The 13,659-nt window shown below is 62.0% G+C and carries 17 protein-coding genes; all 17 read left to right on the forward strand.

Features of this window, described 5'->3' with window-relative positions; translation table 11 throughout:
• A partial coding sequence (locus ACP15O_RS17555; protein WP_425097387.1) for a flavin-containing monooxygenase occupies positions 1-1,117 on the forward strand: 1,117 nt, incomplete at its 5' end.
• A 72-nt stretch (positions 1,118-1,189) separates the two neighbouring features.
• Positions 1,190-1,945 (forward strand): SDR family NAD(P)-dependent oxidoreductase, encoded by a 756-nt coding sequence (locus ACP15O_RS17560; protein ID WP_009804216.1) that lies wholly within the window; start codon positions 1,190-1,192, stop codon positions 1,943-1,945.
• A gap of 76 nt (positions 1,946-2,021) precedes the next feature.
• Positions 2,022-2,780: an electron transfer flavoprotein subunit beta/FixA family protein gene (locus tag ACP15O_RS17565; protein ID WP_009804215.1), complete on the forward strand. Its 759-nt coding sequence runs from the start codon at positions 2,022-2,024 to the stop codon at positions 2,778-2,780.
• The gene (locus tag ACP15O_RS17570; protein ID WP_009804214.1) at positions 2,780-3,700 is read left to right on the forward strand and encodes an electron transfer flavoprotein subunit alpha/FixB family protein; all 921 of its coding nucleotides are present in this window, start codon (positions 2,780-2,782) and stop codon (positions 3,698-3,700) included. Before ACP15O_RS17565 ends, ACP15O_RS17570 begins: the two co-directional genes overlap by 1 nt.
• 2 nt (positions 3,701-3,702) lie before the next feature.
• The gene (pcaF, locus tag ACP15O_RS17575) at positions 3,703-4,902 is read left to right on the forward strand and encodes a 3-oxoadipyl-CoA thiolase (protein ID WP_009804213.1); all 1,200 of its coding nucleotides are present in this window, start codon (positions 3,703-3,705) and stop codon (positions 4,900-4,902) included.
• A gap of 341 nt (positions 4,903-5,243) precedes the next feature.
• Complete coding sequence (locus tag ACP15O_RS17580) at positions 5,244-5,435, forward strand: helix-turn-helix transcriptional regulator (protein ID WP_425097388.1); 192 nt, start codon at positions 5,244-5,246, stop codon at positions 5,433-5,435.
• Positions 5,435-5,746, forward strand: coding sequence for a lytic transglycosylase domain-containing protein (locus tag ACP15O_RS17585; protein WP_425097389.1), 312 nt, complete (start codon positions 5,435-5,437; stop codon positions 5,744-5,746). The genes ACP15O_RS17580 and ACP15O_RS17585 overlap by 1 nt, the downstream gene beginning before the upstream one ends.
• Positions 5,747-5,762: 16 nt before the next feature.
• A complete protein-coding gene (locus tag ACP15O_RS17590; RefSeq protein ID WP_065335126.1) occupies positions 5,763-6,044 on the forward strand; it encodes a TrbC/VirB2 family protein in 282 nt (93 codons plus the stop codon).
• A 15-nt stretch (positions 6,045-6,059) separates the two neighbouring features.
• Entirely contained in the window at positions 6,060-6,338 is a 279-nt protein-coding gene (locus tag ACP15O_RS17595; protein ID WP_038070148.1) for a VirB3 family type IV secretion system protein, read from the forward strand.
• A complete protein-coding gene (locus ACP15O_RS17600; protein ID WP_235872045.1) occupies positions 6,277-8,706 on the forward strand; it encodes a VirB4 family type IV secretion/conjugal transfer ATPase in 2,430 nt (809 codons plus the stop codon). The genes ACP15O_RS17595 and ACP15O_RS17600 overlap by 62 nt, the downstream gene beginning before the upstream one ends.
• Positions 8,703-8,912, forward strand: a complete 210-nt coding sequence (locus ACP15O_RS17605; RefSeq protein ID WP_133840900.1) for a hypothetical protein — start codon at positions 8,703-8,705, stop codon at positions 8,910-8,912. Before ACP15O_RS17600 ends, ACP15O_RS17605 begins: the two co-directional genes overlap by 4 nt.
• A complete protein-coding gene (locus ACP15O_RS17610) occupies positions 8,909-10,021 on the forward strand; it encodes a lytic transglycosylase domain-containing protein (protein ID WP_133840899.1) in 1,113 nt (370 codons plus the stop codon). The genes ACP15O_RS17605 and ACP15O_RS17610 overlap by 4 nt, the downstream gene beginning before the upstream one ends.
• The gene (locus ACP15O_RS17615; protein WP_152460853.1) at positions 10,018-10,785 is read left to right on the forward strand and encodes a type IV secretion system protein; all 768 of its coding nucleotides are present in this window, start codon (positions 10,018-10,020) and stop codon (positions 10,783-10,785) included. Before ACP15O_RS17610 ends, ACP15O_RS17615 begins: the two co-directional genes overlap by 4 nt.
• An 8-nt stretch (positions 10,786-10,793) precedes the next feature.
• Positions 10,794-11,219 (forward strand): hypothetical protein, encoded by a 426-nt coding sequence (locus ACP15O_RS17620; protein WP_133840897.1) that lies wholly within the window; start codon positions 10,794-10,796, stop codon positions 11,217-11,219.
• Entirely contained in the window at positions 11,220-12,233 is a 1,014-nt protein-coding gene (locus tag ACP15O_RS17625; protein WP_133840896.1) for a TrbL/VirB6 family protein, read from the forward strand.
• A 17-nt stretch (positions 12,234-12,250) separates the two neighbouring features.
• Positions 12,251-12,931: a VirB8 family type IV secretion system protein gene (locus ACP15O_RS17630; protein WP_133840895.1), complete on the forward strand. Its 681-nt coding sequence runs from the start codon at positions 12,251-12,253 to the stop codon at positions 12,929-12,931.
• A gap of 5 nt (positions 12,932-12,936) precedes the next feature.
• The gene (locus ACP15O_RS17635) at positions 12,937-13,659 is read left to right on the forward strand and encodes a TrbG/VirB9 family P-type conjugative transfer protein (RefSeq protein WP_133840894.1); all 723 of its coding nucleotides are present in this window, start codon (positions 12,937-12,939) and stop codon (positions 13,657-13,659) included.

A 13,659-nucleotide genomic window follows, 5' to 3' on the forward strand; every position in this document is an offset into this window, starting at 1 on the left:
TGCCTGGCCCGAGGGAGTGGACTTGAGCAACAAACGCGTGGGCATTATCGGCACCGGCTCGACGGGTGTTCAGGTTATCACTGCAACGGCACCAATTGCAAAACACCTGACTGTTTTTCAGCGCTCTGCACAATATGTCGTGCCGATTGGGAACACCCCGCAAGACGATGCTACCATCGCCGAGCAAAAGGCGAACTACGATAATATCTGGAATCAAGTGAAGAATTCTGTTGTGGCCTTCGGCTTCGAAGAAAGCGCCGAACCCGCCGAAACCGCCTCGCCCGAGGAACGGGAGCGGGTCTTCGAAGCCGCCTGGCAGCGCGGCGGTGGTTTCTATTTCATGTTTGGCACCTTTTGCGATATTGCGACCAGCCAAGTGGCCAATGATGCGGCCGCTGACTTCATCAAGGGCAAGATCAAGCAAATCGTGAAGGACCCCAAGGTCGCAGAGAAACTGACGCCGAAGGACCTTTACGCCAAGCGCCCGCTTTGCGGAAACAACTATTACGAGGTCTACAACCGAGACAACGTGACCCTCGCCGACGTGAAGGCCGATCCGATCGCAGAGTTCACTCCGAACGGCATTCGTCTCGAAAGCGGCGAGGAGCATGAGCTTGACATCGTAATCTTTGCCACTGGTTTCGATGCGGTCGACGGCAATTACGTCAAAATGGACCTCCGCGGACGCGGAGGCGTGACCATGCGCGACACTTGGAAGGAAGGCCCACTCGGTTACCTCGGCATGATGGAGGTAGACTTCCCTAACTTCTTCATGATCCTTGGCCCTAATGGCCCCTTCACTAACCTGCCCCCCAGCATTGAGACGCAAGTTGAATGGATCGCTGACACGATTTGCGCAATGGAAGAAGAGGGGGTTCAAAGTGTGGAGCCAACCGTGGAGGCGCGCGACGCTTGGGTTGGCACCTGCCGTGAAATCGCCGACATGACACTCTTCCCCAAAGCTGAAAGCTGGATCTTCGGCGCAAATATCCCCGGAAAGAAGAATGCGGTGATGTTCTACATGGCCGGGATTGGCAATTATCGCAATGCCATTAGTGCGGTTAAGGAGGAAGGTTATACATCCCTGATCCGCGACCGCACTGCCGAGAAGGTGTAAAGAATTCCGTCGGGCATTAAGAAAACCCGGCGGAAACAATTAAATTTGTTCATGAACACTCAGGAGAGAACTATGGGACGGGTATCCGGAAAAGTCGCACTGGTAACAGGTGGCGCCATGGGCATGGGAAAAGCCCATTGTGAAACGCTGGCACGTGAAGGCGCGCATGTATTTGTAACCGACCGTGATACGGAAGCGGGTGAAAGCGTAGTAAAAGGTATCATTGGAGCCGGAGGGAAGGCGGAATTCATTCAGCATGACGTGACGCTTGAAGAAGATTGGAAGAATGTCATCTCCACGGTGCAATCAAGTGCTGGTCGACTTGATGTGCTAGTGAACAACGCTGGCATTCTCATTCTGAAGCCGCTCCACGAAACCTCGCCTGACGAATTTGACATGACGATCAACGTCAATGTACGCGGTGTTTATCTCGGTATCCGAGCCGCGGTTCCATTGATGAAAGAGACCGAAAAAGCATCAATTATCAATATTTCTTCAATCTATGGGATTGTTGGTGCCGCTTCGGCGGGAGCCTACATTGGATCCAAAGGCGCCGTACGGATGTTGACCAAATCCTGCGCAGTCGACCTGGCCGAAAGTGGCATACGTGTCAATTCGATCCATCCCGGTGTCATCGATACTCCCATGACAAAAGATCTGCTACACGCCGACGAAGAGACCCGGCAGGCAATTCTGGGGGCCACGCTGCTCAAGCGGCCAAGCAAACCTGAAGAGGTTTCGAATGCGGTCCTGTTCCTCGCATCGGATGAGTCATCGTTCGTTCACGGAGCAGAGATTGTAGTAGATGGCGGTTATACTGCGAATTGACAGAGACACATCCCAAGTAACGGCCTGGAACCCGGGCCGTTACTGCCATTGCAAATTTCCAAGACGATAAACGCCAATGAAAATAATTGCACCTATAAAACACCTAATTGATTACAACGTGAAGGTTCGCGTTAAGGCGGACGGTAGCGGAGTTGGTCTCGCGAATGTGAAGATGTCGATGAACCCGTTCGACGAGATTGCGGTTGAAGAGGCGATCCGTCTGAAGGAAGCGGGCAAGGCGGACGAGCTTGTCGTCGTGTCGATCGGCGTGAAACAGGCGCAGGAAACGCTGCGCACGGCGCTGGCGATGGGCGCGGACCGGGCGATCCTCGTCGTGGCCGCCGACGACGTGCACCAAGATATCGAGCCGCTGGCGGTGGCCAAGATCCTAAAGGCCGTGATCGACGCCGAGGCGCCGGGCCTGGTGATCGCGGGCAAACAGGCGATCGACAACGACATGAACGCGACCGGCCAGATGCTGGCGGCGCTGCTGGGCTGGGGTCAGGCGACCTATGCCTCTGAGGTTGCGATCGAGGGCGAGCATGCCGTCGTGACCCGCGAAGTGGACGGCGGTCTGCAGACCATCAAGGTGAAGCTGCCGGCGATCGTCACCGCCGACCTGCGCCTGAACGAGCCGCGCTACGCCTCGCTGCCCAACATCATGAAAGCCAAGAAGAAACCGCTGGACGAAAAGACCGCCGCCGATTTCGGCGTCGATGTCACGCCGCGCCTGACCGTCGTCAAGACGGCAGAGCCCGCCGCGCGTTCGGCCGGGGAAATGGTTGGCTCGGTCGACGAGCTGGTGTCGAAGCTGAAAGAAAAGGGGATCGTGTAATGGCTGTTCTTCTCCTTGCAGAAATCGCCGGTGGTGCACTGGCGCTGGACGCCACCGCCAAGGCGGTGACCGCTGCCAAATCGCTGGGCGATGTGACCGTTCTGGTTGCGGGCCCCGCTGCCGCAGGCGAGGCCGCGTCGAAGATCGACGGCGTGGCAAAGGTTCTGGTGGCGGATGACGCCGCCTATGCCAACGGCCTGGCCGAGCCGGTCGCCGATCTGGTGGTCAGCCTGGCAGGCAATTATGAACATATCGTTGCTCCGTCCACGGCGAGCGCGAAAAACATCCTGCCGCGCGTCGCGGCGCTGCTGGACGTGATGGTTTTGTCGGACGTCACCGCCATCGTGGACGGGTCCACGTTCGAACGCCCGATCTACGCGGGCAACGCGATTCAGACGGTAAAGTCCAACGATTCCAAGAAGGTACTGACCGTCCGCACCACCGCCTTCGACGCGGCTGGCCAGGGTGGTTCGGCCGCCGTCGAGGCCATCGCAGCGGCCGGCAACGCGGGCCTGAGCGCCTGGGTCGAGGACAAGGTCGCGGCGTCGGATCGTCCGGAACTGACCTCGGCCAAGATCGTGGTCTCGGGCGGTCGCGGCGTCGGTTCCGAGGAGAACTTCGCGATCATCGAGGGCCTGGCCGACAAGCTGGGCGCGGCGGTCGGCGCCTCGCGCGCGGCGGTGGATAGCGGGTTCGCACCGAACGACTGGCAGGTCGGCCAGACCGGCAAGGTCGTGGCGCCCGAGCTGTACATCGCGGTCGGGATTTCCGGGGCAATTCAACACCTTGCAGGCATGAAGGACAGCAAGGTCATCGTCGCCATCAACAAGGATGAAGAGGCCCAGATCTTCCAGGTCGCCGACTACGGCCTGGTCGCAGACCTGCTCGACGCCGTCCCGGATATGACAAAGGCACTCTAAGAATGACAAACGTCTACATCTGCGATTACATCCGCACACCAATTGGTCGCTATGGCGGCGCGCTTTCTTCTGTGCGAGCCGACGATCTTGGTGCAATCCCACTCAGGGCCCTGGCCAGCCGAAACCCGAAGCTAGATCTAGCGGCCATTGACGAAGTGATTTTCGGCTGCGCCAACCAGGCGGGCGAGGACAACCGCAACGTCGCACGCATGTCGCTGCTACTCGCGGGATTTCCGGATTGTGTCCCTGGCACGACGATGAACCGGTTGTGCGGATCGGGTATGGACGCCGTAATCACAGCCGCCCGCGCGATCAAAGCTGGAGAAGCCGATCTCATTGTTGCTGGCGGTGTGGAAAGCATGTCTCGTGCTCCGTTTGTGATGCCAAAAGCTACAACTGCATTCTCGCGCGAAAATTCTGCTGAAGACACCACCATCGGCTGGCGCTTCGTCAATAAACAGATGAAGAGTCAATACGGCGTCGACAGCATGCCTGAAACGGCCGAAAACGTAGCGGAAGACTTCAGCATCAACCGCGCCGACCAAGATGCCTTCGCCATGCGTTCGCAGCGAAAGGCGAGAGATGCCATGGCGAACGGTCGTTTGGCCCGTGAAATTGTCCCGGTAGAGATTCCTCAGCGAAAGGGGGAGCCAAAGATCGTCGTACAGGATGAACACCCTCGCGCGGGTACGACTTTGGAAGCGCTCGCCCAACTGAAAACTTTCGTAAAAGCGGACGGCACTGTAACCGCTGGGAATTCTTCGGGCGTGAACGATGGTGCCGCAGCATTGATCCTTGCCACCAGCGACGTCGCAAAAAAATTTGGCCTCACACCGATCGCAAGGGTCTTGGGCGGCGCAACCGCGGGCGTCGCACCGCGCATCATGGGTTTCGGGCCGGCACCGGCGTCGGAAAAGCTGATGGCGCGACTTGGACTGAAACAAGAAGACTTCTCGGTAATCGAACTTAACGAAGCCTTTGCTTCGCAGGGTCTGGCCACACTACGGCACCTGGGGATCGCGGATGATGACGCCCGCGTGAACCCGAACGGCGGCGCTATTGCTCTCGGCCATCCGCTTGGCATGTCAGGTGCCCGCATCACTGGTTCAGCGATGCTGGACCTCAAACCTGGAGAAAAGTCGTTATCGACCATGTGTATTGGCGTGGGACAGGGGATTGCAATCGCGCTCGAAGCTGTCTGAGGTGCCGCGACAACCACAAAACTAACATAAGTTCTCTTATGGGATTTTTGGCCAACCCAAAATTTCCGGTAGAATTAGTCCTCTACAGCCTCCCTGTTGTCGCCTTTCAAATTTTCCCCGGGAGCGACCGACTAGCGGCACCGGTAATGCCGGTGCCGCCCTTTTCCGAAAGAACGATTGAACGGCCCAGAATGTTTGCGAGACGGATCATCCCGTGACCTGCGTATCGGCAGGCATCCCATTTCGGCGACCTCGCGCCGCTACAAGATTTCTTCTCTGCACTTCCGAATGTAACATATATCGCGTGGCGATATTTCGCGCAGCGTGTCCGTTTCGCGGGCATGAACTTGCGGGACCGTGTAGCACTGAACATCCAGGACTTGAGACGCGCCCGCGGCCTCAGCCAAGAGGAGCTTGCTCATCGGGCCGACGTGAGCCGCGGCCATATGGGCAAGGTCGAGAACGCCAAGTTCGCCGCCTCCCTCGACCTTCTCGAACGTATCGCCAAGGCGCCTATGGGCTCGGCCAGCTGATGCCAGACACGGCCCGCAGCCTCGGGGTCGATCCGCGCGATCCCTCTCAGAACCTCGATGGCGCCGCACGCTATCTGCTCGCGCAGATCGCCACGTTCAAGGACATCGATCTGGCGCTCGCAGCCTATAACGCCGGCCCGCACCGCGTGGTCGAGCATTCCGGCATTCCACCCTTCACCGAGACCCGCGACTACATCGCGCGCATCCACCGGATCCGGTCCCGACTCGCGGCTACACCTGTTTCCTCGCCGGACATCCGCGTCGCAGCCCGGGTGCCTGCGCGCGCTCCGGTCCTCATCGATCTTCAGTAAAACAAGGGAACTTCGCATGCTCAGACATCGCCTCAGCCGCCTCTTGCCCGTCGCCACAACCCTGGCAGCTTTCGCAACGCCCGCTTTCGCGCAGGACTTGTCACCGATCCAGACCATGCTGGAAACCGTCGAGGCCGCGCTGACCGGTCCGATCGGGATCGCGGTCGCCACGCTCGCGGTCATCGGCACCGGCTTCATGTGCATGATGGGGCGGCTGAACTGGGGCTGGTTCGCCTCGGTCATCATCGGGATCGTGCTGATCTTCTCGGCCGGCACCATCGTCGACGGCTTCTCCTGAGGTTGGAGAATAGAGTTGGCAGAACGATCCCCCCTTTTTCTGGGCCTCGCCCGACCGCCCAAGTATCTGGGCCTCCCTGTCGGATACCTCGTGGTACTGGCGACCGGGGTCGTTCTGCCGTTCATCTGGACCAAGTCGATGGTGTTCTTCCTGATCGGCCTTGTCGCCTATCCGATCCTCTGGTTCGTCGCTGACCGCGAGCCGCATTTCTTCGAAGTGCTGCGCGTCTCCTATGGATCAGTGCGCCCGACGAAGAACCGGGCCCTGCACGGAGGCGACAGCTTTGGCGCTTGATGCGGGCACTCTTTCCACTCACGGAACCGCTCTGCTTCAGGCTGGCGGCGGGGCGTTCGCGCGGGAGAGCTATCTCGCGGAGCATCTGCCGTATTTTGCGCTCGCGGAAGACGATGTCATGGTCCTGCGCGAAGGCGACCTCTTGGCGACCCTGCGCCTTGATGGTCTGAATCCGATGACCTCTGAGGACGCCCGGCTCGACGCGCTCAAACGCGCGGTCGCGGCCATCGTCGCCCAGACTGGCAGTGCCTTCGGCTTCTACATTCACCGGATCTCCGTGCCGCAGGATCTCGGGATGCGCCCCATCGAGGGAGACAGTTTCGCAGCCGCGATCGACGCGCGCTGGCAGGCCCATGTCAAAGACCTCTGCCCCGCCAAGCGCCAGCTCTATCTCAGCGTGATCCGGCGCCCCGACATTTCGGCTCGTATTCCGCTCCTCCGCGCGCTGGCCCGCAAGGCCTGGGTCAAGGACCGCGCGACGCGCCTGCAGGAGCTGAACGAGGTCATGGGCTTCTTCGAGGTGGCGCTTGCCTCGGCCAATCCCGTGAGGCTCACAAAGTCGGGCGGGGAGTGGCTGGGCTACCTCAACACACTGAACGCAGGCAGCTTCTCCCCGATCTCCTTCGGGCAAAGCACCCTGCCCCTCTCGCACACGCTCAGCAACTGCCGCGCGACCTTCGACGGCGACGTGGTCACCCTGACCGACGCCGTGACCGGCCAGGTCAAATACGGCGCTCTCTTCTCGATGAAGACTTATCCGGCGCTTACAGACGTCACGCTGCTCGACGCGCTCGACCTGCCGCTCGACATCGTACTGACGAACTCCTTCAGCCCGATCCCGAACAACATCATGGCTGAGCGCATCCAAAGGATCATCCGCCAGATGCATGCCTCCGACGATGCCGCCGTTTCCCTGCGCGAGCAACTCGGGCAAGCCGCCGACGATCAGGAAGCAGGCCGCATCGCCTTTGGCGACCATCACCTCTCGATCGCCGTCTATGCACCAGACCGCGACACGCTCGAACGGGCCGCCGCCCAGATCAAGCGCGTGGGCCAGGAGATCATGTCGGTGATCGTGCGCGAGAATATGGCATTGAAAGCCACCTACTTCGCGCAGTCCCCCGGCAACTTCGGCTACCGGGCGCGGAAGACGCCGATCTCCTCGATCAACTTCGCGGATTTCGCGGCACTTCACGGCAGCGTCGAAGGGCGCGGGCCGGATCAGTCGCCTTGGGGTCAGACCATTTCGGTCCTGCCGACGGTCGGCACCTCGGGTTATCGCTTCAATTTCCACGAGGCGGGCAGCCCGGGCAAGGAACCGACCGTCGGCCACACCCTCGTTCTGGGACGCACCGGCACCGGCAAGACGCTCACCACCGCCTTCCTCGCGGCGCAGGCGCAACGGGTCGGCGCGCGGCTCTTCTTCTTCGACAAGGATCGCGGCCTCGAGATGGCCGTGCGCGCCCTCGGAGGCCGCTACAACGAAATCCGGGCCGGTGTTCCCACGGGGCTGAACCCGCTTGCGACCGAGACCGATGAGCGTGGCCGCGCCTGGCTCTCGGACTGGCTTGCGACCCTTCTCACGCGCAATGGCACGCTCTCGGGCGAGCAATCCCGCCATATCCAGAGTGCCGTCGGGCAGAACGCCGATGCGGGCGCGGCGCTGCAACGCTTCGTTAGTTTCGAGACGCTGTTTCAATCGCTTGATGATGATGGCGAGTTGCAAAGCCGCGTCGCCGAATGGGCGCCGGGTGGGCGCTACGGTTGGGTCTTTGACGAGCCGGAACAGGGTGCCGGGCTTGAACTGGCCTCCGACATCATCGGCTTCGACATGACCGAAATCCTCGACATGACCACCGAGCGCATGGCGGTGCTCTCCTATATCTTCCGCCAGATTGAACGCGTGGTCGAGGACCGCCGCCCCACCATCATCGTCCTCGACGAAGCCTGGAAGCTCTTGGACGATCCCTACTTTGGGGCGCGACTCGAAAACTGGCTGGTGACGCTGCGCAAGATGAACTGCGTCGTCATCATGATGACGCAATATCCAAGCCAGCTGCGCGACAGCCGCGTCGGCAAGACCATCGTCGAGACAGTACCGACCCAGATCCTCTTCCCGAACGACCGCGCCACAATCTCGGATTACGATTTCCTCCGCGTGAACGCCAAAGAGGCGGCCCTTCTCGTCCAGCCCACCATCGGCCAGCGCATCGCGCTTGTGCGCTCGGCGGGCGACAGCGTCTTCGTCGACGCCGATCTCTCCGCGCTTGGAGACCTCCTTCCCATCCTTGGCGGCGGTGCCACCGGCGAGGCCCGCGTGCCTGCCGATTGGCGCGCCAATCCCGATTTCTGGAGACATGTGATATGAGTTCAAAACCCCTCCTGGCGCTTTGCGCTGCCGCAAGCCTGCTGTCGGCTTGCGAAAAGTACACCGAGAAAACCTCGCCCTGCTTCGGTCGCAATGGCGAGCCGCAGGTGACCCGGTCCGCGCTTTCCTTCTCGACCATGGGCGCAGCGGTTCAGGAGACGGACAAGCCCGACTGCACCTTCGAGCCCCTGCCCCGTCCGGAATGAACCGCGCCGCGATCATATCCGCCGGGCTTTGCCTCGGCCTCGGTACCCTGCCCGCGCATGCCCAAGGGGTTCCGACGCAGGACAATTCCGCGATCGGCCGCGCCATCGCACGGGTGACGGCATTGGCCGAGGATCTGGGCGTGCAGCAGGACAAGGACCGCACCGAGTCCACGCTGGCCGACGTCCAGGCCGACCAACTGCGCGTCCTCGAGGAGATGACCGCCGCGATCACCGGCCCCGGCTTCGATATCCGCGCGCTCGAGGGCAATGCGGATTTCGGGGTGGCGGCGGTCTACCCGAACACCGATGCGAGTCCGATGGTGAGCCGCCTTTTTGGCGAGGGCCGCGAGACCGTCGAGATGATGATCGTCGAGGTCGCGGGCGAGTTCGCAGGCGCGCCGGGTGTGGCCCGCGCCGGCCTCTCCGCCACCCAGTGGCGCTGCCTCTTCCAGGCCCTGATCAAGCAGGAGAGCCGCTTCAACGTCGCCGCCGAAAGCCCGGTCGGCGCCTATGGGCTGACCCAGCTCATGCCTGGAACCGCGTCTGACCTCGGCGTCGATCGCTATGATGTGAAGGACAACCTGCGCGGCGGCGCGCGTTACATCACCACGCAGTTGGGCCGCTTCGGCAACATCCCCCATGCGCTTGCGGCCTATAACGCCGGACCGGGCCGGGTCATCGAATATGGCGGCGTGCCGCCCTTTGCCGAAACCCAGGGCTACGTGCGCAACATCTCGAAGTTCTACAACGAATACCTGGCTGTCGTTGGCGGCGCCGACGCGCTCGGGACGCTCTCGCCCTCGGATTTTGCACTGGCCGAATATGCCAGCATCTCCGAGGCAGGCGTCTATTACGCCGCCGATAGTTCGGCAACGACCGAGCAAGTGATCAACCGCCTCCGCGCGATCATCCTGCAGATCGATGCGCAGCCCAATGCCAAGGCGGCCTGGGAACTCAACACCTACGCCAAGGCCGAGATCGCCCGCATTCTCAATCTTCGTGTCCGGCTGATGGCCGCCAACCAGCAGCGCGAGGCAGCCTACGCGCAGCACCTCGTCGCCGACCGATTGGCCGAGCGCGACTTCATGCAAATGGGAGTTCCCGAATGAGACAGCTTCTCCTGACCGCCGCCGCGGTCACCGCGCTCGGGCTCAGCGGGCCCGCCACGGCTCAGGGCGTGCCGACCTTCGATGGCTCGCAGCTTGGCCAACTCGTCGCCCAGCTCGAACACATGGCTGAGGATCTAAATGTCCAGATGCAGCAACTCGCCACCATGCGGCTGGAACTGGAAACCCAGCTGTCGCAGCTCACAAACCTTGAGGCGCAACTGACCTCGCTGATCGAGGGCAGCGGGTTGGGCGAGCTCTTCGCAACAGTCGAGGAATTCCGCGCGCTGCGCGGCAAGCTCGTGGCTCCTCTCAACACCGCGCAGTCCTTGGCCAGCGGCGATTTCCTCAGCGGCTTCAATCCCGGTGCGGAACTCTCGGCCTCCGTCGAGCGCGTGCTGTCGGGCAGCGGCTTCACCTCGGAGCGCCTGAGCACGCTCTCGGGATCGGATCAGCCCGCCGACAACCGCATAGCCGCCTCCGCCGGAGCCAGCGCCATGCTGTCCGTCGCCGCGCAGGAAAGCCACGAGGAGGCAGGCCAAAGCCTCGAGCGGCTCGAGACCATGGTCGGGCTCATCGATGATCAGGACGGTCTAAAGGCCGCTGTCGATCTCAACACCCGCGTCACCGCCGAGCTCGGCATCATCCTGACCCAAATCTGGCGGCTGGAAGCGGCGCAAGGCGTCAGTGCCGGCCAGCTTGGCGTCGTCGATGCCGCGACCCTCGCGGATGAGCGCAAATTCCGCTCGATGGCGGTGGACCCATGAGGCAAACCATGACTCACAGCTTGGCATCAATTCGGTCTCTTTGCTTCGCCGCACTTGTCGTGAGTACCCTGCCCAGTGTTGCGTTGGCCCAGACCCCGAGCACAGATCCCTCCGGCGACACGACCTTCAACTCGATGGCCATCGCGCGGGACCAGGCCGACGCATGCCGGGTCCCGAAACCGCCCATCGATCTGGCCGAGACCGCATACCTTCGCAATGGTTACCGCGCGATTCTGCGTATCCTGATCGCTGAAGAGGCGCTCGCCTCGGAGAGCTGTACCTGCCTGCTGGGCGACTTCACCTGGGACCAAGCGCTTGACGCCATGCCCCGGTTCCAGACCTCGGACAACCCGCGTCTGCCGTTCAAGGTGCTCGATCTCTACGCGCAGGCCGACGCGCTCGAGGCTCAGGTCGTGGAGGTCTGTGCGGAATAGATGGGAGTAATTCGCGACATACTGGGACAGGTCGACGCCGCGGTAGACACTGTGGCGCAGGACGGCTTTGTCTCTTCGGCAGGCGCTGTCGGCGACGTGATCTCGGCCGGGGCCGCGCTCCTCGTCGTGCTCCTCGGGATCAACGCGGTCATGCAACTCCGCCCCCTGCCCTTCGGCACCGGCTTTGCCTTCGGGATGAAGGTGGCGCTCGTGGGCATATTCGCGCAGAGTTGGGATAATTTCAGCGTCATCTATGACATCGTCACGCGCGTGCCCGACTCCGTCGGGGCCTCGATCCTCGCGCTCACCGGCTCGGGCGATGAGGCCGGGGTCTATGAGAGCCTCGACAACATGGTCGCCCGCATCACCGCCTATGGCGACACGATCGGCGACCGGGCGGGCTGGGTCTTCGGGGCGGTCCTGGGCGCGATCTTCTTCGTCCTTTCAGCCGTCTTTGCCGCCGTCACCGCCGGGATCATCGCCTTCGCCCGCATTGTGTTCGCGCTGATGATCGTGATCGCCCCCTTCATGATCGTGACTTCGCTGTTCAAACCAACCCAGTCGCTTTTTGAGGCCTGGACCCGCGCCACCATCGGCTATGCGCTCATGCCGGTCGCCGCCGCCGGGGCCGCAGGCATCATTGTCGCCATCGCCGAGGCCATCGGGGACGCCTCCGCCGATCCGGGTGATGTCGAGACCGTCAGCCTCATCCTGCCCTTCCTCGTCATCCTGATCCTCAGCGCCGGGATCATGGCCTCGGTCCCCTACATCGCCTCCAACCTCACCGGCGTCGTGGGCATTGCCTCCAACGCCGTGGGTCTGACCGGCCTCGCGCGTCAGGGCTTCGTGAACACGCGCCAGTATGGCACCGGCGCGACCTCCCGCCTCGTCACCGGCAAGTCTCCGCACGAGCTGAACCAGATGGCCAATGCGGGCGTGGTCAAAACCGGCGAGATGATCCGGCAAAGCCCCGGCGCGCTTCTCTCCGCCGCCAAGGCCTTCCGCAAACCCTGATGTGAAAGACGATTGACTTGAAGAAGCTTGTGACCAGTTCCCCCGCGCCCGATCGCGATGCTTTTGAGGCGGATTTCATCTACGGGCCAAGACGGCGCGAGCGCTTCGCGTGGTTGGTCGCGGCGGCCGGTGTGCTGGTCGGCGTGGCCGGCATGGTCGCCGGCGCGAGCCTCTTTCCGCTCAAGACGACCGAAACCTTCGTGGTCGTGGTCGACAAGGAAACCGGCGAAATGGACCGGGTCGCCGCCGTCCAGGCGCTGACACTCTCGGAAAGCGATGCCATCATCCAGGCCAATCTCGTGGCCTATGTCGATGATCGGGAAACTTATGACCTGACCGATGGCGAGCAACGCATCAACTCGGTGCTCGACCGTTCGGATGGCGACGCCGCGCGCACGCTGCGCGATCTCTGGTCCTCCACCAACGAAGACTACCCGATTACCGTCTATGGCCGTGACGCCAAGATCGAGGTGGTGATCAAGTCGGTGAACCAGATCGAGCGCGGCGTGGCCCAGGTCCGTTTCACCCGCACGCTGCGCCGTCCCCGCGATACCCGCACCGTCACTCGGTCTTACGTCGCCACTGTCGGTTACGACTTCCAACCCGAAACCCGCCAGCGCCTTCAGGACGTCTGGGCCAACCCCTTGGGCTTCGTGGTGACCTCCTACCGCGTCGACGCCGAGACCCTGGAGAACTGACCTAAATGAGATCTCTACCTGCGCTCCTCCTGGCGCTTGCCATGCCCGTTGCCGCATCCGCCGAAGCCACGCCACAAGGCGGCCCGCTCGATATCCGCATCCGCACTGCCGTCTACAATGAAAACCAGGTCTACCGGATCGAAACTGACTTGCGGCATTCGACCACGATTCATTTCGGGGCCGGGGAGAGGTTCGAGGCGGTCATTGTCGGCGACACCGAGAGCTTCCAGGTCGATCCGATCCCCGAGCTCGGCAATGTTCTCACGATCAAACCGCATGTGGCCAATGCCTCGACCAACATGACGGTGATCACCAACCGCCGCACCTATTCCTTCCACCTGCGCGAGGGTTCGATCCCGAACCGCACTGGTATGTTCTTCGAGGTGCGCTTCCGCTACCCCGACGAGGAACGCCGCGCGGCGGGTGCCACCCAGCCCAAGGGCTATGAGGCTCCGCGGAACTACAACTACCGCGTCTCGGGCGAAGGTGATTTCCGCCCCAGCCATATCTACGACGACGGGCGCTACACGTATTTCGTCTTCCCGGAGAACAGTCGCCAGCCCGCCCTCTTCAAGGCCGATGACCAGGGTCGCGAGCGGACGGTCAACTGGACCCAGCAAGGCAACACGGTCCGGGTGCTCGGGGTGAACACTTACTGGACGCTGCGCATCGGCGACGAGGCGATCTGCGCCTGGCGCGACGAAAGCGCGATCTACGTGAGCAACTGA

Source organism: Youngimonas ophiurae (nom. illeg.) (genome assembly GCF_049803795.1).
In the GTDB taxonomy this organism is placed as follows: Bacteria; Pseudomonadota; Alphaproteobacteria; order Rhodobacterales; family Rhodobacteraceae; genus Thalassobius.

What these genes read in the sequence shown, in the direction of transcription:
- ACP15O_RS17560 (WP_009804216.1), top strand. Translation starts at nt 1,190, where the DNA reads ATGGGACGGGTATCCGGAAAAGTCGCACTGGTAACAGGTGGCGCCATG.
- ACP15O_RS17565 (WP_009804215.1), top strand. Translation starts at nt 2,022, where the DNA reads ATGAAAATAATTGCACCTATAAAACACCTAATTGATTACAACGTGAAG.
- ACP15O_RS17570 (WP_009804214.1), top strand. Translation starts at nt 2,780, where the DNA reads ATGGCTGTTCTTCTCCTTGCAGAAATCGCCGGTGGTGCACTGGCGCTG.
- pcaF (WP_009804213.1), top strand. Translation starts at nt 3,703, where the DNA reads ATGACAAACGTCTACATCTGCGATTACATCCGCACACCAATTGGTCGC.
- ACP15O_RS17580 (WP_425097388.1), top strand. Translation starts at nt 5,244, where the DNA reads ATGAACTTGCGGGACCGTGTAGCACTGAACATCCAGGACTTGAGACGC.
- ACP15O_RS17585 (WP_425097389.1), top strand. Translation starts at nt 5,435, where the DNA reads ATGCCAGACACGGCCCGCAGCCTCGGGGTCGATCCGCGCGATCCCTCT.
- ACP15O_RS17590 (WP_065335126.1), top strand. Translation starts at nt 5,763, where the DNA reads ATGCTCAGACATCGCCTCAGCCGCCTCTTGCCCGTCGCCACAACCCTG.
- ACP15O_RS17600 (WP_235872045.1), top strand. Translation starts at nt 6,277, where the DNA reads ATGGATCAGTGCGCCCGACGAAGAACCGGGCCCTGCACGGAGGCGACA.
- ACP15O_RS17605 (WP_133840900.1), top strand. Translation starts at nt 8,703, where the DNA reads ATGAGTTCAAAACCCCTCCTGGCGCTTTGCGCTGCCGCAAGCCTGCTG.
- ACP15O_RS17610 (WP_133840899.1), top strand. Translation starts at nt 8,909, where the DNA reads ATGAACCGCGCCGCGATCATATCCGCCGGGCTTTGCCTCGGCCTCGGT.
- ACP15O_RS17615 (WP_152460853.1), top strand. Translation starts at nt 10,018, where the DNA reads ATGAGACAGCTTCTCCTGACCGCCGCCGCGGTCACCGCGCTCGGGCTC.
- ACP15O_RS17620 (WP_133840897.1), top strand. Translation starts at nt 10,794, where the DNA reads ATGACTCACAGCTTGGCATCAATTCGGTCTCTTTGCTTCGCCGCACTT.
- ACP15O_RS17625 (WP_133840896.1), top strand. Translation starts at nt 11,220, where the DNA reads ATGGGAGTAATTCGCGACATACTGGGACAGGTCGACGCCGCGGTAGAC.
- ACP15O_RS17635 (WP_133840894.1), top strand. Translation starts at nt 12,937, where the DNA reads ATGAGATCTCTACCTGCGCTCCTCCTGGCGCTTGCCATGCCCGTTGCC.